The sequence below is a fragment of the Streptomyces sp. SA15 genome (assembly GCF_002291145.1).
Taxonomy (GTDB): Bacteria; Actinomycetota; Actinomycetes; order Streptomycetales; family Streptomycetaceae; genus Streptomyces.
The window spans coordinates 44,933-61,755 of record NZ_NTGE01000018.1 but is presented as its reverse complement, the minus strand read 5'-3'; the positions used below and the strand labels follow the sequence as shown (position 1 = coordinate 61,755).

Here is a 16,823-nt window from a genome sequence, read left to right as displayed (position 1 = left end):
AGCGTGCGCGCGTCGGCGAGCTCGCGCTTTTGTGCTGCGGCGGACTTCTCGGCGGCGGCGAGCGCCAGCGAGGCGTGCCGGTAGGCAAGTTCGGCGGCGATCAGCGCGCTGCGCTCCCGTGCCGCCTCGGCGTGCGTGACGGCGTACGCGGCGGCGGTGACCCGCTGGGCGAGATCGGCGGCTCGCACCCGTTCCTGGGCTCCCCGCGCGGACAGCCGGCGCGCCAGGGTCCGCGTGCGGCGTTCGGCCCCGGTGTGGATGTCACGCGCGCGGGAGCGGGCCTCGGCGGCCTCGACGATCCGCCCGAGCAGGTCGACCGACCCTGCGGTGAAGTCCCGTTCGGCGATCAGCTCGGCGCGCCGCCCCAGCTTGTTGCCGAAACCGCTGACCAGGTCGGCGAGCCCGTCGGTGTCGCGCGTGTCCGTCACGGCGCGCAGCAGCAGGTCGGTGAAGTCGGAGTCCTTCTTGACCGCGAAGAGGCCGGCGGCCTCGCCCTCGTCGGCGTTCATCTCCCGCTGGTAGCGGAAGAGTTCGGGGTCGAGGGCGAGGTCGCCGAGGTGCTCGATCCAGCGGTCGTGGATCTCCTCCCAGTGCACCTCAAGGTGCGGATATGCCTTGCCCGCCTCGGTGAGGGCGTCCCGGAAGCCCTTCATGGTGCGCCGGCGGCCCTGGGCGCCCGACTGCCCCTCGGCGGGCGGCCGTACGGCGGTGGACTCGGCCACCGGCAGACTGTCCAGGGTCAGCCCTGGCCCGGGGCGGAAGGAGTACCAGGCCTCGGCGAACTTCCGCGGGTCGTTGGAGACCTGGCGCCCCCGCCACTCGCTGACCTTGCCGACGACGACGCACTCGCCGGTCTGCACGTGCTGCCACTCCAGCGCCACGTGCCCGCAGTCGTCCGCGAGCAGGAACTTGCGCAGCACACCGGAGCTGGCACCGCCGAGCGTGTTCCGGTGGCCGGGCAGCATCACGGAGAAGATCAGCTTCAGGAGGACGGACTTGCCGCCGCCGTTCTCCAGGAAGAGCACGCCCGCGGGGGCGGGCCGGCGCGGCGGGCCGACCGGCTCCTCCTCGAAGAACTCCGCCTGGGTGGGCGCGGGGTCGGGCACGGGCTCGCCCACGCCCCGCAGGTCGAGCACGGTGTCGGCGTAGCGCGCACCGGCGGGCCCGATGGAGTAGAGGCGGACGCGGGACAGCTCGTACATGGCGGACTCTCGTAGGTCTTCGGAGAAGGTGCGGTGGGGTCAGGAGTGGAACGGCAGTCCGGCGTCGGCCACCAGGTCCAGGTCGTCGGTGTCCTCCGCGGGGAGCAGGGTCGGCGTCCCGTCGGTGACCGGGACGACGCCCAGTTCCAGCAGCTCGGCCATGGCGGCACTGCCCGCCATGTCACGCACCTGGAGCTGATATCGGGCCGTGGTCCGGTAGGTGCCGCCGTTGTCGTCCCCGGTCCGCTGCAGGAATCCCGAATCGGTGAGGAAGGCGACGGCCTTGCCGACGATGCCGGTCGTCGAACCGGCGAGCCGGCGCGCGTCCTTGGTGGCGCCGGTCGCGCTGCGTCTGACCCAGATCCGCCAGGCGCTCTCCAGGCCGGGCGCGTCGGTCGCCGGGTCGGTGTTCTCGCCCTGCGCCTCGGCGCGCTCCTCCAGGCGGCGGCAGGCCTGGCGTACGAAGGCGTCGACGCCGTTGACCGAGACGCGCCCGATGTACCCGTCGTCGGCGAGGTCCTCGGGCCGCGGGAACGCCATGGCGGCGACGGCGAGATGCGCCAGCCCGTGCAGGAAGCGGTCCCCCGAGTCGGCGGACGTGCGGCGCGCGTAGTCGCCCATGCGGACGGCGAACACCGAGTCCTCGGCGGCGGTCACGGCCATCCCCGCGCGCGGGGAGACCTCCAGCACGACCAGCCCGAGCCCGGCTGCCACGGCGTCGGCGAGCCGTGCGAACGGCGGGTCCTCGCGGTAGCGCCGCAGCAGCTCCGTGTACTCCTGGTCGCGGGCGGGCTGCAATTTGGGCTGCAGGCCGAAGGCGACGAGCCGCGCCGCGTCGGCGGCGTCGGCGGGGGTGACGGCACTGCTCACCGGCGCGGCGGCGGCCTCCGGCTCACTGAGGTCGACGTGCTCGGTCACGGTCGGGGCTCCTTGCTGAGATGGTTCATGAAGAGGTACCTCACGCCTACGCCGCCTCTGTCCTGTCCGCCGCCATCCCCGCCGCGTCCAACAGAGCCGTCCCCACGATCAGATCGGCCCCACCGAACTCGGGGTCGTCCAGCTCCGTCCCGTCGTCCACGGCGAACAGCAGCTTCTCCTCGCCCTGCCGATAGGCCGTACCGACCGGCGGACTAGCCGCGTGCACCGCCAACAGGGCCACCAGATAAGGCAGATCGGGATCCCGCCGCCGCGCCTGAGCCAGCAGCCCCGACAACCGCCGCGGCGCATCCGCCGGCAGATCCAGCAACTCCGTGGCGGCCGCCAACTGTTCCTCACTGAACCGGCTGTCGTCCGGCGTGGCGATGAGGTCCGGCTCGGGCATCTCCGCGCCCAGATGCTCCCGCTCCACGGGCGGTGTCAGCAGTAGGTCGACGAGGTCGCCCACCCGCACCGACACCGGCGTACGCAATCCGGTCCCGCGCGCGAAGAACGCGTCGGTGACCCTGACCGCCTGCTCCAACGGCAACGGCAGGACCGGCGCGAGCAGATGGCCGTACAGGTCTGTCCCCGATGTGGTCATGGGCGTCGCGAAGGCCTGCCGGTCCTGCTCGGCGCGGAAGAGCGGGCCCGCTTCCAGGAGCCGGGACTGCAACTGCGTGTGCCGCCGGATGCAGTCCTTCACGATGTCCACCAGCTCGGCGGCACGCCGCTTGTGCTCGGGGTCCTCGGACTCGTCGCGTGCCTTGCGGATGTTGGTCAGGATCGCGTTCTCGTGGCGGTAGCGGTCGGCGACGTGGTCGAGGGCCTCGGCGATCATGTCGGGCACGGTGGTGAGCCAGTCCACGGCCCGGACGTTGCGCCGGGTCGCGTCCAATGCCCTGCGCAGCGTCTCGGAGTACTGGACGGTGCGGTACCGGGCCTGTTCGGCGGCCAGCTGGGCGTCCGCTAGGCGGCCGCGGCTGATCAGCACCTCCAGCTTGACCTCGGCGGCGATCTGCGCGCTGGTGACGTCGGTGTCGAGGGCGCCGACCAGGACGTTGACCGCCTCGTCCGTCGTACGGAGGTAGACGCTGCCGCCGGGGCCGGGCACCTCCTCGATCAGCTTGAAGTCGTAGTCACGGCGCACATAGGTGCCGTCCGGCGCGAACGTGCCGTATACGGCCCGGAAGCCGCGGTCCACGCTGCCGACGTTGATGAGGTTCTCCAGGACCCAGCGGGCCACGCGCTCATGCTCGGCGACGGGCCGCTGCGGGGCCTGGGCGGCGATGCGCGGGATGAGCCGGGCGACGATCTGGTCGTGGTCGGCGCCGGTGTCGAAGTCCATGTTCAGCGTGACCAGGTCGATGGCGGCGAGCGCCACCTCCGCCATGCCGTACACCGAGTACTCGCCCGCGAGGTTGGCCTTGCGGGCGTCGAGGTCGTGCAGCGGCGCGGTGCAGGCGAGCGCGCGCAGCCGCCGCGCCAGTCCCTCGTCGGCGGCCGGGCCCGGAGCGGGGCGCGGCCCCGCGCTGAGCTGGGGCGGAACACTGTCCGTCGATGCAGGCGAAGTCACGGTGCACAGACTAGGTCCTCGGTCTGACAACGACCCAAACGACGCAGAAACCCCCCGGCGTCACGGTTGTCACACCTGTGCGGCGGAGCCTCTAGCCTTCCTCGCCGACCCGCCGCCGGTACACCTCGACCACGCGCTCCAGCGAGTCGTCGAGGTATACCGCGAGCAGTTTCTCGGCCTCCTGCTTGTCCCCCGCCTGCAGTGCCTGCAGGATCTGCTGGTTGCGCGCCAGGTACGGCTCGTGCAGCCGGCGCGGCTCGTCCACGACGTGAAAAGCGAGGCGCAGTTCGGCGAAGACGCTGCGCATCAGCTCGTCGGTGCGGCCGCTCCCCGCGAGCGCGACCAGTTCCCGGTGGAAGTGGATATTGGCCGTGCCCAGCGCTTTCCAGTCACCTTCGCGCGTCGCCCGCTGTCCTTCGGCCACGGCCTCGGCAAGGCCGTCCAGGACGTACGGCGGTTCACCGAGACCCCGTACGACGGCGCACTCGACGAGGCCGCGCGTGCGGTAGATGTCCTCGACGTCCTCGACGGTCAGGACCCGGACGAAGACGCCCCGGTTCAGCTCGTGGACGAGCAGGCGTTCATGGGTGAGCAGCCGGAACGCCTCGCGCAGTGTGTTGCGGGAGACGCCGAGCGCGCCGCCGATGCTGTCCTCCGACAGCCGTGTCCCGGGCGGGAAGTACCCCTCGGCGATGCGGCTCCTGAGGATGTCCGAGACCCGTTCGGCCGTGCTGGTGCGGCCCAGGAGGGCTCGGTCGTCGGCCAGTCCCGTCAGCTGCTCTGCCATGCCCGGAATTCAATCGCAGATACAAGAACGAAACAACATGGGTATTGAGGGATCGTTCAACGATCCTCTACCTTGCTACGAACGGCGTCGCCCGCTCACCACGGCGCCGACGGCTTCCGCACGGCACGGCTCAGTTCCTCAAGCACCCTCCGTCCTCCCTCTGCGAGGTGCCCATGAGCACGACCCCTCCACCGCAGGCCCTGTCCACCGACACACGCCCACCCCTGGATGAACGCCCCGCCGACGACGGGGCGTTGGGCTGGCTGCGCGCCCTCGGCCCGCGCGGCCGCCGCGCCTTCGCGGGCGCCTTCGGCGGCTATGCCCTGGACTCGTACGACTACTTCACGCTGCCGCTGAGCATGGTCGCGCTGGCCGCCTACTTCGGCCTGGACAGCGGCCAGACCGGCCTCTTCACCACCGTCACGCTGGTGGTCTCCGCGATCGGCGGCGCCCTCGCGGGCGTGCTCGCGGACCGCGTCGGCCGGGTCAAGGCGCTGATGATCACGGTGATCACCTATGCGGTCTTCACGGTCGCCTGCGGTTTCGCGCCCAACTACGAGACGCTGCTGGTCTTCCGCGCCCTCCAGGGCCTCGGTTTCGGCGGCGAGTGGGCGGTCGGCGCGATCCTGGTCGCCGAGTACGCGAGCGCGAAGCACCGGGGCCGTACGCTCGGCGCGATCCAGAGCTCCTGGGCCGTGGGCTGGGCGCTGGCCGTGATCATGTACACGCTGGTCTTCTCGCTCCTCGGTGACGACCTGGCCTGGCGGGTGATGTTCTGGACCGGCGCGCTGCCCGCGCTGCTGGTCATCTGGATGCGGCGCCGGGTGCAGGACGCCCCCGAGGCGGTCGCGGTCCGCGAGCGGAGTTCCGACAAGGGCTCGTTCACGGCGATCTTCAAACCCGGCCTGCTGCGGACGACGGTCTTCGCGGTCCTGCTCTCCACCGGCGTCCAGGGCGGCTACTACACCCTCGCCACCTGGGTGCCGACCTACCTCAAGACCGAACGCGACCTGTCGGTCGTCGGCACCGGCGGCTACCTGACGTTCCTGATCTCGGGGGCCTTCCTCGGCTATCTGACCGGCGGCTACCTCACCGACCGACTCGGCCGCCGGCGCAACATCTGGCTCTTCGCGCTGCTGTCGGCGCTCTGCATCCTGGCGTACGCGAACATCCCGAGCGGCGCCAACACCCTGCTCCTGGTGCTCGGTTTCCCGCTCGGCTTCTGCATGTCGGCGATCTTCAGCGGCTTCGGGTCCTTCCTGAGCGAGCTGTACCCGACGGCGGTGCGGGGCACCGGACAGGGCTTCACGTACAACACCGGCCGCGCCGTGGGCGCCGTCTTCCCCACCACCGTCGGCTTCCTGGCCGACAGCTGGGGCGTGGGCGGCGCGCTGGTCTTCGGCGCGATCGGTTACGGGATCGCCGCCCTGGCGCTCCTCGGGCTGCCGGAGACGCGCGGGAAGGAGCTGGCGTGAACCGCACGGAAGACCGTCCCGTGGCCGTCGTCGACGAGCACGCGCACGCGTGGAGCCCGGAAGAGGCCCGGATCCGCTTCCGGGCCGGCCTGACGGGCCCCACTGCCGGGGTCGCGGCGGGCCACACACAGGCGAACCTGCTCTCGGTGCCGCGCGACTGGGCGTACGACGTGCTGGTGTTCTGCTTCCGCAACAAGAAGGCCTGCCCGGTCCTCGACGTGACCGACGCCGGTTCCTGGACCACTGCCCTGGCTCCCGGTGCGGATCTGCGCACCGATCTGCCGCGCTACCGGGTGTGGCGGGACGGAGAGTTGGTGGACGAGCCCACGGATGTGCTCGCCCACTGGCGGGACGACCTGGTGTCCGTCCTGATCGGCTGCAGCTTCACCTTCGAGTGGGCGCTGTCCGAGGCCGGCGTTCCCATGCGCCACATCGAGCAGGGGAGCAACGTCCCCATGTACGTCACCAGCCGCCAGTGCCGCCCCGCGGAACGGTTGCACGGCCCCCTGGTGGTCTCGATGCGTCCGGTGCCGCCCACGCACCTGGAGACGGCGATCAGGGAAAGCCGGCTGATGCCCGAGGTGCACGGCGACCCCGTACACTGCGGGCCGCCGGAGGGCCTCGGCATCGACGATCTCGGCCGCCCCGACTTCGGCGACCCGGTGGACGCCGAGCCGGACGACATCCCGGTGTTCTGGGCCTGCGGTGTGACCCCGCAGGCCGCGGTGATGGCCTCGCGCCCGCCGTTCGCCCTCACCCACGCCCCGGGACAGATGTTCATCACGGACGCCCGCGACGAGCAGTACCGCGTGGCCTGACAGAAGACCCTGACAGAAGACCCCGACAGAAGACTCTGCTGGAAGACCGGGAGACCCGCGGATCCATGACCTCCATCGATCTCAACGCCGACCTCGGCGAGGGCTTCGGCCGCTGGCGGCTGACCGACGACGAGCAGCTGCTGACCGTCGTCACCAGCGCCAACGTGGCCTGCGGCTTCCACGCCGGGGACGCGACCACCATGCGGCGGGTGTGCGAGCTGGCGGCCGGGCGCGGGGTACGGATCGGCGCCCAGGTCTCCTACCGGGACCTGGCGGGGTTCGGGCGGCGCGCGATGGACGTGCCGCCCGCCGAACTGGCGGCCGAGGTGGCCTACCAGATCGGCGCCCTGGAGGTGTTCGCGCGCGCGGCGGGCTCGCGCGTGTCGTACGTCAAGCCGCACGGCGCGCTCTACAACCGGGTCGTGCACGACGCGGAGCAGGCCGGCGCGGTCGTCGACGGGGTGCTCCTCGCCGACGCCACGCTGCCCGTGCTCGGGCTGCCCGGCTCACGTCTGCTGGAACTCGCCGAGAAGGCGGGCCTGCCGGCCGTCACGGAGGCGTTCGCGGACCGCGCGTACACCGAGGAGGGCACGCTCGTGCCGCGCGGCCGGGACGGCGCCGTGGTCACCGACCCGGAGGCCGTCGTCGAACGGTCGGTGAGCCTCGCCCGCCTCGGTCAGGTCACCTCCCACTCCGGGGCGCGCATCGAGGTACGCGCGCGTTCCCTGTGCCTGCACGGCGACACACCGGGCGCGGTCGACCTGGCCCGCCGGGTCCGGGAACGGCTGGAGACCTCCGGTGTCCGGGTGGAGGCCTTCGCATGAGGGCGCTGCCCGTCGGTGACGGCGCCCTGCTCGTCGAAGTTGCCTCGGGCGAGGAGGCCCAGGCCCTGCACGCCGAACTGGTGCGGCGCCGCGCGGAGGGCTCGCTGACGGTCCGCGAGATCGTCCCCGCGGCCCGCACGGTCCTCCTCGACGGCCTCGACGATCCGGCCCGCCTGGCGTCCGAGCTGGCCGCCTCCGAGGTGCCGCCCGCTCCCCCACGCGCGCGGGACGCGATCGAGCTGCCGGTGCGCTACGACGGCCCCGACCTGGCCGAGGTCGCAGCCCACTGGGGAGTGCCGGAACAGGAGGTGGCCCGCATCCACGCGGCCACCGAATTCACCGTCGCCTTCTGCGGGTTCGCCCCCGGCTTCGGCTACCTGACCGGCCTGCCGCCGCGCTACGACGTCCCGCGCCGGGCCACTCCGCGGACGGCCGTCCCCGCCGGTTCGGTGGCGCTGGCGGGTCCGTACACGGGCGTGTACCCCCGCTCGTCGCCGGGCGGCTGGCAGCTGATCGGCACCACGGACGCCGTGCTGTGGGACCACGCGCGCGTGCCCGCCGCCCTGTTGTCACCGGGCACGCGCGTGCGCTTCGTCCCCGTGGAAAGCCCTGGGGGACCGGTGAGTGCCGCATGACGGACCGCGCGCTCTCCGTCGTACGCGCGGGGGCGTTGACCACTGTGCAGGACCTGGGGCGTCCCGGGCACGCCCACCTCGGTGTGCCCCGCTCCGGGGCACTGGACGGCCCGGCGGCGGCTCTCGTCAACCGGCTGGTCGGCAACCGGCCCGAGGCCGCCGTCCTGGAGACCACGCTCAACGGCTGTGCGGTGCGGCCCCGTTCGACGGTCACCGTGGCCGTGGCGGGCGCGCCCTGCCCGGTCAGGGTGGACGGACGCCCGGCCGCCTGGGGCGCGCCGGTGCGGGTGCCCGCCGGCGCGCTCCTGGACGTCGGAGCGGCCGTCTCCGGAGTACGCGGCTATGTGGCCGTCTCCGGCGGCATCGCCGTCGAGCCGGTCCTCGGCAGCCGCTCCACGGACCTCCTGTCCGGCCTGGGGCCGGCACCGCTCACGGACGGATCGGTGCTGCCCCTGGGGAGCCCGGACGGCCTCCACGCGCCCGTGGACGTCGGCCCGCAGCCGGCGCCCCCGGCCGAACTCGTCCTGCGCGTGACGCCGGGCCCGCGCCACGACTGGTTCACGCCGGAGGCCGTACGGACCCTCACCTCGCGCACATACCGGGTGTCCCCCATGAGCAACCGCATCGGACTGCGCACGGAGGGGCCCGCCCTGGAGCGGGCCCTGTCCGGCGAACTCCCCAGCGAGGGCATGGTGCTGGGCGCGGTCCAGGTCCCCCCGGACGGCAGACCGGTGGTCTTCCTCGCCGACCACCCGACCACCGGGGGCTACCCGGTGATCGCGGTGGTCCGCACAGCCGACCTCCCGGCCGCCGCCCAGGCGGTGCCGGGAACGCCGGTCCGCTTCATGGCCGTACACCGCCGCTGACGCCGCGAAGGGGCGCGGGGCTGTATCGATGTGCGGCTCCGCCGCGTGGGCGCGCCCAGCCCTCATACACCCGCAGATGAGGCACCGGCATTGCACGGCTCTCCCAGCGGAGCGCTTACGCCGCGTCCGGCTGCTGCTCCCCCACCGACAGCGCCGCCAGTGCCGCCGACACCGCGTGGGCCGTCCGCAGGTCGAGCCGGGCGCTCGTCCCGCGCGCGCGGTGCCGTATCTCGTCGGCGGCGAGGGTCAGGAGCTGGGGCAGCAGGTCGGTGCACCGGCGGGCCACCCAGCCGGTACCCGCGGTGGCCAGCCACCACAGGCTCGCCGAGCGGGTGGGCGCGGGGAACTCGGGCTCGGACGAGGGGGCCTTCCCCGTCGCGAGGCCGTGCTCCGCCAGCAGCGCGTGGAAGCGCACGGCCAGCTGCCGGTGCCCCCGCTCGCCGGGATGCAGCCGGTCCGCACTCCACATCGCACGGTCCGTGAGCCACGCGCCCTCACAGGCGTGCAGATGCAAGGCCCCGTACCGGTCGGACAGGGCGTGCACCACGGCGTTGACCGCCCGCTGCCGCCGGGCCAGCGGGCGGGCCAGGGCGCCGGGCAGCCCGAGCATCGCGCCGGGGTCCGGCAGACAGGCGGTGAGCAGGACCGCGCCCTGCTCGGCGAAGGCGGCGTACACCGAGTCGAGGCGGGCGGCCACGGCATGGATGTCGAAGGTGCAGCGCAGGGTGTCGTTGACGCCGACGACGACGGAGACGACGTCGGGCCGCAGCGCCAGCGCGGCGGGCAGCTGCCGCTCCAGCACGTCATGGGTCTGCGACCCGCTCACCGCGAGGTTGGTGAAGTGCGCCGGTTCGTCGGCGAGCCCGCCGGCGAGCAGCGCGGCCCAGCCGCGCCACCCGTCGCCGACGGGATCACCCACACCTTCGGTCAGCGAGTCGCCCAGAGCCACGAAACGCAGCGGTCTCATCCCACGCCCCCGGGCACAAAGGGCCGTACGGGAGCCGCCGCGTCGTGCGCCGCGAGGAACGCGTCCACCGCCGTGTCCCACCCGAAACACGCCGCACGCGCGCGTGCGGCTTCCCGCCGCTCCTCCAGGGGCCGTTCGAGCAGCATCTCCACGGCGTCCGCGAAGGCGCTCCCGTGGTCGGCGGCAACGGCCCCGGCGGAGCCGATCACCTCCGGCAGCGCGGACGAGGCGCTGACCGCCACGGGCGTGCCGCAGGCCATCGCCTCCAGCGCGGCGAGCCCGAACGTCTCGGCGGGACCCGGCGCCAGGCACACGTCGGCGGACGCCTGGAGCGAGCCCAGCAACCCGCGGTCGGAGACGTGCCCGAGGAAGGTCACCGGCAGCCCGCGCTCCCGCGCCCGCTGTTCGAGCCGCGACCGCAGCGGCCCGTCCCCGGCCACCACGAGCACCGCCCGCCGCCCCCGCCGTACCAGCGCCTCCAGGGCGTCCAGTCCGGTGCCGGGCCGCTTCTCCACGGACAGCCGGGTGCACATCACCAGCAGCGACTCATCCACGCGCGCGTGCCGGGCCCGCAGCCCGGAATCGCGCAGCGCCGGATGCCGCTGCACCAGGTCGACGCCCAGCGGCGCGCGGACGACATTGCGCGCGCCGATCCGCACGAACTCCCGCTCGGCGAACTCCGTGGTGCACACCACCCGTGAGTAGGTGTGTGCCGTACGGATGTTGAGGGCGTCGGCGGCGCGCCGTGCCGCCCCCTCCGACAGGCCCCAGGTGCGCAGCACTCCGTCGGCGGTCTCGTGGGAGACCATCACGGCGGGGACCCGGGCGCGCCGCGCCCACTTGCCGGTCCACCTGAGCGTCGTCCGGTCGGAGACCTCCAGGCGGTCCGGGGCCAGCTCCTCCAGGAGCCGGGCCACGCGCCGCTTGTCGGTGAGCACGCGGTACCCGCCGGTGCCGGGCAGCACAGGGCCGGGCAGGGTGATCACCCGTCCCTGCTCGGTCTCACGGTCGCTCGCGTGCTCACCGGGCACGATGAGCACGGGTTCGTGCCCCGACGCCTTGAAGCCCTTGCCGAGTTCACGCAGCGCGGTGCGCAGACCACCGGACGCGGGCGCGACGAAGTTCGCCAGCCGTACGATCCGCAGCGACTGCCCGGTCATGCCGCCACCACCGCCGTCCTGCGCGCGGCGAGCACGTTCGCGTAGTGCCCGATCAGCTGGTCGCCGACGGCCGCCCAGGTGCGTCCTTCGACCGTCGCGCGCGCGGCGGCGCCGTACGCGGTGCGCAGGGCGGGGTCGGCGGCCAGGGACCGCACCGCGTCCCGTACGGCGTCCGCGTCGCGCGGCGGGACCAGGAAGCCGGTGTGCCCGTGCGCGACCAGGTCCAGGGGGCCGCCGACGGCGGGAGCGACGACGGGCACGCCGCTCGCCATGGCCTCCTGCACGGTCTGGCAGAAGGTCTCGAAGGGGCCGGTGTGCGCGAAGACGTCCAGGGAGGCGAAGATCCGGGCGAGTTCGTCGCCGGTGCGGCGGCCCAGGAAGACCGCGCCCGGCAGCGCCTGGTCCAGGTTGGGCCGGCTCGGCCCGTCGCCGACGACCACGACCCGGACGCCGTCCAGGCCGCACACCCCGGACAGGAGCTCGACCTGCTTCTCGGGGGCGAGCCGGCCGACGTAGCCGACGATCAGCTCGCCGTTCGGGGCGAGCTCGCGGCGCAGTGCCTCGTCCCGCAGGTCGGGCCGGAAGCGCACGGTGTCCACGCCCCGCGGCCAGAGCTTCACCCGGGGCACGCCGTGTGACTCCAGGTCGTGCAGGGCCGCGCTGGACGGCGCGAGGGTGATGTCGGCGGCCGTGTGGACGGAGCGTATGCGCCGCCAGGCGGCGGCCTCGCCCGCGTGCACGTAGGTGCGGGCGTATCCGGCGAGGTCGGTCTGGTAGACGGCCACGGCGGGGACGCCGAGCCGGGCGGCCGCGGCCATGCCGCGGACGCCGAGGATGAAGGGGCTGGCCAGGTGGACGATGTCGGCACGGTGCTCGGTGATGGCCGCGGCGACGCGTCGGCTGGGGAGGGCGACGCGGACCTGGGGGTAGCCCGGGAGCGGTAGGGAGGGGACACGGACGACGGGGCACGGCGCCGAAGCGTCGGGCTGCCCGGTACCGGCCGCGGTGGCCGGCGCGACGACGAGCGGAGAGTGACCGCGATCTACGAGGTGCCGGGCGGTCTGGAGCGCGCAGTGGGCCACGCCGTTCACATCGGGGGGAAAGGATTCGGTCACGATGACGACACGCATACCCGTGTTGTCGCCGTACCGGACGTGGCCGCGTCAACGTGGATCTTTCCGAAGGGGGAACGTCCCGTGAGCGTTCCGCTGCACACCCGAGCAGGTCAGACGGTGTCCATGCCCGACTGACCCGCGGGTCACCCCGAGTTCACCCAACGGGCGGATCCGACCCCGGCACGTTCATCAGGCGGGCGCTGCGGGAGACCGGATTCACATGGCTGCCGCGTCCGGTCCGATCCGGCTGCGTACGGCTGTCTGGACCTCGGCCTCCTCGGCCGGATCGGCGGCGAGTCGGCGCAGCCGCTCCACGACCCGGGCGTCTCCGGTCTCGGCGTGCCGGGCGGCGATCTCGCGAGTGGTCTCCTCGCAGTCCCACAGGCACTCGATGGCGAACCCGGTGGCGAAGGAGGGGTCGGTGGCGGCGAGGGCTCGGGCGGCCCGGCCGCGCAGATGGGACGAGGCCGTCTCGCGGTAGACATGGCGCAGTACGGGGGCCGCGCAGGCGATGCCGAGCCGTCCGGTGCCGTCGACGAGGGTCCACAGGGTCGGCGCGTCGGGGCCCTCTCCCCGTACGGCCTCCCGGAGCGCCGTGAGGACGTGCTCGCTGTCCTGCGCTCCGCCCCGGCAGGCGAGCATGCGTCCGGCGGCGGCGCCGAGAGGATCGGGCCGGCGGGCCCAGCCGCGTGCCCGGTCGACGGCGGCGACACTGCGCATGCGCTCGAAGGCGTCCAGGGCGGCTTCCACGACGGCCGCCGAGCCGGTGGCGACGGCGACCTCGATCAGGTCGAGGGCGTCCGGATCGTTGCTGTCGGCGAGATAGCGCAGGGCGGTGCAGCGGGCGCCGTCGGAGCCGTCCTTGGCGGCCTGGACGATTTCCGGCCGGTCCTCGGGGCCCGCGACGGCGGTGAGGCAGCGGGCGGCGGGGACGTGGAGCGCGGCGCCGCGTTCGAGGCCCTGTTGGGCCCACTCGAAGACGGCCTGCACGCTCCACCCCGGACGGGGTCCGCTCGGACGCATCTGCCGCTGCCAGCGGTCGAAACAGCCGGTCTCCTGAGCGGCGCGCACGCGCGTGGCGATGGATTCGCGCGGATCCTCCGCCCACAACCGCCAGGGCCTCGGTTCGAAGGCGTCACGCACGGCGGCGGCCAGTTCGGCCTCCCCCTCGGGGTCGGTGGAGAAGCGCGCCAGGACGGGCGCCGCGAGGGCACGCAGTCCGGCGTCGTCGTCGCGCAGCGCCAGTTCGTCCAGGGCCCAGGCCCAGTTGGAGCCGTGGGCGGCGTACCGACGCAGCAGTTCGAGCGCGTCGCGCCTGCCGTAGGAGGCGAGGTGGCCGAGGACGGCGAGGGCCAGCCCGGTGCGTGACTCCTCGGTGTCGAGGGCGTCCTCGACGTCGAAGAGGTGCGCCTCGATCTCGTCCAGCTCGCCGTTCAGGTCGAGGTAGAGACGGGCGTAGTACAGGGAGCGGTTCTCCACCTGCCAGTCGTGGCGGGGGTCGCGCAGCACGCAGTGGTCGAGTGCCGCGAGCGCTTCGGCGCGCGGGGCGGTGAGCGCGTGCAGAGTGCCGTCGCCGCGGCCCCGCTGGAGCAGGCCGAGCAGCGTACCGCTGGGCGCTATGACCGGATCGAACATGGGAAACAGCCTCACATCAAGCGTCGACGCAACCGGGGACGTGCCTTACCTGGCCGCGTGACAACACGTCGGGGCGCCCGCCGTTTCCTGCTTGCTGTAAGCCATCTTCCTCTGCCTCTCGTCGGTGGCCCATGCGGACCGTTTCACGGTCCGCGCGGTGCGGCATCACCTGCCCAGCCATCGCGTCCGTGAATCACGACGTCATGATGACTCGGCAGTTCCATCTACCGCGACCGAAATTTCGGCGGCCGGTTACTGCCTCCCCCGTTTTCTGTGTTTGCCCTGTTCAGGGCATGCGTATCAGTGTGCGCCGAACAATTCGAGCAACTGTGTCTTGCCGAACATCCGGGCCGTGTCGACGGCCGACGGCGTGCCGGCGGCCGGGTCGGCCCCGCCCTCCAGGAGGGCCTTGATGACTTCTTCCTCGCCCTTGAAGACGGCGCCGGCGAGTGGCGTCTGGCCTCGGTCGTTGACACGGTCGGCCTCGGCACCCCGGGCGAGCAGGGCACGCACCGCCTCGGCGTGGCCGTGGTAGGCGGCGAGCATCACCAGGCAGTCGCCGCGATCGTTGGTGAGGTTGGCCGGGACGCCCGCGTCGATGTACGCCACGAGCGCCTCCGTCCGCCCCTGCCGGGCCAGATCGAAGATCTTGGTCGCCAGCTCCACGACCTCGGGGTCGGGGGCTTCACTCATGGAGTGGACCGCCTCTCAGTACAACCGTTCAGGTGAATCGCCAGGGTACTGGCTCGTGCCGCACATGACCCGATGCGCCGGAGGTAAAGATCACCACAGACCCGGTCGGAGGCAAGCGCCCGGCCCGACCGGTCCAAGACAGCTCCGCCAACCGAGCGAAATCATCCGAATTTCACCCAGTTGCACCTTTAATAGTATGGATACATGCTGTGAGCCTGGAAGTACTCATCGTGACTGTCCCCACGAACCAGGAGCACTCACATGATCCTCTCCATCTCAGGCGTCGTTCTGCTCGGCATCGTCGTCTTCATCTTCTTCCGCAAGGACGGCCTGAAGGCGTCGCACGCCCTGGTCTCGGCCCTGTTCGGCTTCTACCTGGCGAGTACGGCCATCGCGCCGAGCATCAAGGCCGGCGGCGAGAGCCTGGCGAGCCTCCTCGGCGGCATCAAGTTCTGACGCCGCTCCTCCCGCCCGTACGCACCTTCAGGAGACAGCAGTGGCCCGGCGCCCCCTCCCCCGCATCCTGAGCACAGGCAGCGCGCAGATCGCCCGGAGCCGGGAGCTGGCCCGGACGGCGGCCGACAGCGCCACCGACGTTCTCCAGCCGCTGATCACAATCACCCGCGGTCTGCGCCGGCTGACATCGGCCGGGCGGCGCAATTGGGCCGACACCCCCAAGGACAGGCGCGCGCCGCTGCTGTTCCTGGTGGCCTCGGTGATCCTGGTCGTGGCGCTCGTTCCGTACGGCCCGCTGCTCGCCGTCATCACGCTGATGGCGGCGGCAGCCTGGCAGGGCCGGGACCGCAAACGGTCGAAACCCGACGGACCGGACGAGTCGCAGGCGCAGCGCCTGCGGTCGCTGTACGAGGCCCTGGTGCCGTACTTCTCGGCGGCCGAGGATCCGGCCCCCCTCTACTCCCACGGCGGGGAGTGGGAAAAGGCCTTCCCCGCCTACGAGTTCGACGAGGAGACGGACCGCATCACGCACCTCGTGGTCCGCTACCCCGCGTACTTCACCGACGGTGAGACCGAGTCCCGCGCCCGGATCCAGCAGCTGCTGCACTCGAAGTCGGGCCGCGGCCGCGAGTACCACTTCGACTGGGACGAGGAAGGCAACGAGCTCACGGTCACCGTGCTGCCGCCGCTGCCCACCGACATCGCGGCCCAGCACTTCGTGACGGCCCCCGGCGAGACGGTCCTCGGCTTCACCGACCCCACCCAGGTCCAGCGCACACTCCCGCTCACCCACGGCGAGGAACAGCGGGACGTGCCGCCGGTCGTCTGGCGCACGGGCCTGCGCTCCACCGAGCCGCACCTCCTGGTCATGGGCCAGCCCGGCAGCGGCACCTCGACCCTGCTGCGCTCCATCGCCCTCCAGGCCCTGCGGTACGGCGACATCCTGATCGTCGAGGGCGGCGGCACCGGCGAGTACGCGTGCCTGACCGGCCGGGACGGCGTCCTGGCGGTGGAGTGCGGCCTGTCCGGCGCGCTGGCGAGCCTGGAGTGGGCGGCCACCGAGACGGAGCGCCGGCTCATCGCGGTCAACCAGGCCCGGCAGGCGGGTCACCCGCCACCCGTGGACACCAAGCGCCCCCTGTGGATCCTCCTGGATCGCCCGAGCGCCTTCGCCCACCTGGCCGCGGCCGACGGCCGCAAGGACCCGCAGTCCCTGCTCCAGGTGCCGCTGCGGCACGGCCGCGCGGTGAACGTGACCGTGGTGGTCGCCGACCAGTTCGACAGCGCGGACGCCCTGAGCGACGCCGTACGACAGCACACGCGCGCGCGTGTCGTCCTCGGCCCGGCCACGGCCGAGCAACTGGAAACGGTCCTGGGCGCGCCTCCGCACACCACCCCGGTCGCCCAGGTCCCACCCGGCCGCGGCTACGCCCGCCTGGGCACGGGGCCGATCCACCGCCTCCAGGTCCCGGCGACACCCGACCCCTACGACGACGCGACGAGCGAGGCGGACCGGCAGGCGGTGCTGGCGCTGCTGCCGGAGCGGACGATGCCGGCGGACGGGGAGCATGTGGAGGCAGGACCGGTGGAGGCGGGGCTGGTGAAGCCCGAGCTGGTGGAAGTGGAGCCGGTGGCGGCGGAGCCGGTGCCTTCGGAGGCTGTGGTGGCGGAGAGCACCTCCACGTAGACGCGAGCAGCC

General features: G+C 72.8%; 15 protein-coding genes and 1 pseudogene. 7 read left to right on the top strand and 9 right to left on the bottom strand.

Annotated elements, in window-relative coordinates:
- From CLM62_RS03415 to CLM62_RS03400, 4 genes and pseudogenes are all read right to left on the bottom strand, one after another.
- A pseudogene (locus CLM62_RS03415) lies at positions 1 to 1,202 on the bottom strand (hypothetical protein); the annotation flags it as partial.
- 39 nt (positions 1,203 to 1,241) lie between these two features.
- Complete coding sequence (locus CLM62_RS03410; protein WP_095748384.1) at positions 1,242 to 2,120, bottom strand: hypothetical protein; 879 nt, start codon at positions 2,118 to 2,120, stop codon at positions 1,242 to 1,244.
- Positions 2,121 to 2,166: 46 nt separating this feature from the next.
- A complete protein-coding gene (locus CLM62_RS03405) occupies positions 2,167 to 3,693 on the bottom strand; it encodes a hypothetical protein (protein ID WP_095748383.1) in 1,527 nt (508 codons plus the stop codon).
- 91 nt (positions 3,694 to 3,784) lie between these two features.
- The gene (locus CLM62_RS03400) at positions 3,785 to 4,480 is read right to left on the bottom strand and encodes a GntR family transcriptional regulator (RefSeq protein WP_095748382.1); all 696 of its coding nucleotides are present in this window, start codon (positions 4,478 to 4,480) and stop codon (positions 3,785 to 3,787) included.
- A gap of 173 nt (positions 4,481 to 4,653) precedes the next feature.
- Here CLM62_RS03400 and CLM62_RS03395 point away from each other — a divergent pair, with 173 nt between their 5' ends.
- From CLM62_RS03395 to CLM62_RS03375, 5 genes are all read left to right on the top strand, one after another.
- On the top strand, positions 4,654 to 5,955 hold the full coding sequence (locus CLM62_RS03395) for an MFS transporter (protein ID WP_095748381.1): 1,302 nt from the start codon (positions 4,654 to 4,656) through the stop codon (positions 5,953 to 5,955).
- Positions 5,952 to 6,773 (top strand): putative hydro-lyase, encoded by an 822-nt coding sequence (locus CLM62_RS03390; RefSeq protein ID WP_095748380.1) that lies wholly within the window; start codon positions 5,952 to 5,954, stop codon positions 6,771 to 6,773. Before CLM62_RS03395 ends, CLM62_RS03390 begins: the two co-directional genes overlap by 4 nt.
- A 65-nt stretch (positions 6,774 to 6,838) precedes the next feature.
- Positions 6,839 to 7,597, top strand: a complete 759-nt coding sequence (locus CLM62_RS03385; RefSeq protein ID WP_095748379.1) for a LamB/YcsF family protein — start codon at positions 6,839 to 6,841, stop codon at positions 7,595 to 7,597.
- The gene (pxpB, locus tag CLM62_RS03380) at positions 7,594 to 8,232 is read left to right on the top strand and encodes a 5-oxoprolinase subunit PxpB (RefSeq protein ID WP_095748378.1); all 639 of its coding nucleotides are present in this window, start codon (positions 7,594 to 7,596) and stop codon (positions 8,230 to 8,232) included. The genes CLM62_RS03385 and pxpB overlap by 4 nt, the downstream gene beginning before the upstream one ends.
- Positions 8,229 to 9,098 (top strand): biotin-dependent carboxyltransferase family protein, encoded by an 870-nt coding sequence (locus tag CLM62_RS03375; protein ID WP_095748377.1) that lies wholly within the window; start codon positions 8,229 to 8,231, stop codon positions 9,096 to 9,098. Before pxpB ends, CLM62_RS03375 begins: the two co-directional genes overlap by 4 nt.
- A 115-nt stretch (positions 9,099 to 9,213) precedes the next feature.
- Here the strand turns inward: CLM62_RS03375 and CLM62_RS03370 are convergent, their stop codons facing one another.
- From CLM62_RS03370 to CLM62_RS03350, 5 genes are all read right to left on the bottom strand, one after another.
- Positions 9,214 to 10,065 (bottom strand): SGNH/GDSL hydrolase family protein, encoded by an 852-nt coding sequence (locus CLM62_RS03370; protein WP_095748376.1) that lies wholly within the window; start codon positions 10,063 to 10,065, stop codon positions 9,214 to 9,216.
- A complete protein-coding gene (locus CLM62_RS03365; RefSeq protein WP_095748375.1) occupies positions 10,062 to 11,225 on the bottom strand; it encodes a glycosyltransferase in 1,164 nt (387 codons plus the stop codon). The genes CLM62_RS03370 and CLM62_RS03365 overlap by 4 nt, the downstream gene beginning before the upstream one ends.
- Positions 11,222 to 12,355: a glycosyltransferase family 1 protein gene (locus tag CLM62_RS03360; protein ID WP_095748374.1), complete on the bottom strand. Its 1,134-nt coding sequence runs from the start codon at positions 12,353 to 12,355 to the stop codon at positions 11,222 to 11,224. The genes CLM62_RS03365 and CLM62_RS03360 overlap by 4 nt, the downstream gene beginning before the upstream one ends.
- 201 nt (positions 12,356 to 12,556) lie before the next feature.
- Positions 12,557 to 13,975 (bottom strand): HEAT repeat domain-containing protein, encoded by a 1,419-nt coding sequence (locus tag CLM62_RS03355; RefSeq protein ID WP_095748373.1) that lies wholly within the window; start codon positions 13,973 to 13,975, stop codon positions 12,557 to 12,559.
- Between the two features lie 300 nt (positions 13,976 to 14,275).
- Positions 14,276 to 14,668 carry an ankyrin repeat domain-containing protein gene (locus tag CLM62_RS03350; protein WP_095748372.1) on the bottom strand — a complete coding sequence of 131 codons (393 nt, stop codon included), beginning with the start codon at positions 14,666 to 14,668 and terminating at the stop codon, positions 14,276 to 14,278.
- Positions 14,669 to 14,929: 261 nt separating this feature from the next.
- Here CLM62_RS03350 and CLM62_RS03345 point away from each other — a divergent pair, with 261 nt between their 5' ends.
- Together CLM62_RS03345 and CLM62_RS03340 are read left to right on the top strand one after the other, a co-directional pair.
- Positions 14,930 to 15,124: a hypothetical protein gene (locus CLM62_RS03345; protein ID WP_095748371.1), complete on the top strand. Its 195-nt coding sequence runs from the start codon at positions 14,930 to 14,932 to the stop codon at positions 15,122 to 15,124.
- Between the two features lie 40 nt (positions 15,125 to 15,164).
- On the top strand, positions 15,165 to 16,811 hold the full coding sequence (locus CLM62_RS03340) for an ABC transporter ATP-binding protein (RefSeq protein ID WP_095748370.1): 1,647 nt from the start codon (positions 15,165 to 15,167) through the stop codon (positions 16,809 to 16,811).
- The last annotated feature ends 12 nt before the right edge of the window (positions 16,812 to 16,823 follow it).

Bases quoted from the DNA above. Each gene is read 5' to 3' on its own strand.
- CLM62_RS03360 (WP_095748374.1), bottom strand. From the start codon at position 12,355: ATGCGTGTCGTCATCGTGACCGAATCCTTTCCCCCCGATGTGAACGGC.
- CLM62_RS03375 (WP_095748377.1), top strand. From the start codon at position 8,229: ATGACGGACCGCGCGCTCTCCGTCGTACGCGCGGGGGCGTTGACCACT.
- CLM62_RS03395 (WP_095748381.1), top strand. From the start codon at position 4,654: ATGAGCACGACCCCTCCACCGCAGGCCCTGTCCACCGACACACGCCCA.
- CLM62_RS03370 (WP_095748376.1), bottom strand. From the start codon at position 10,065: ATGAGACCGCTGCGTTTCGTGGCTCTGGGCGACTCGCTGACCGAAGGT.
- CLM62_RS03345 (WP_095748371.1), top strand. From the start codon at position 14,930: ATGATCCTCTCCATCTCAGGCGTCGTTCTGCTCGGCATCGTCGTCTTC.
- pxpB (WP_095748378.1), top strand. From the start codon at position 7,594: ATGAGGGCGCTGCCCGTCGGTGACGGCGCCCTGCTCGTCGAAGTTGCC.
- CLM62_RS03400 (WP_095748382.1), bottom strand. From the start codon at position 4,480: ATGGCAGAGCAGCTGACGGGACTGGCCGACGACCGAGCCCTCCTGGGC.
- CLM62_RS03365 (WP_095748375.1), bottom strand. From the start codon at position 11,225: ATGACCGGGCAGTCGCTGCGGATCGTACGGCTGGCGAACTTCGTCGCG.
- CLM62_RS03385 (WP_095748379.1), top strand. From the start codon at position 6,839: ATGACCTCCATCGATCTCAACGCCGACCTCGGCGAGGGCTTCGGCCGC.
- CLM62_RS03355 (WP_095748373.1), bottom strand. From the start codon at position 13,975: ATGTTCGATCCGGTCATAGCGCCCAGCGGTACGCTGCTCGGCCTGCTC.
- CLM62_RS03350 (WP_095748372.1), bottom strand. From the start codon at position 14,668: ATGAGTGAAGCCCCCGACCCCGAGGTCGTGGAGCTGGCGACCAAGATC.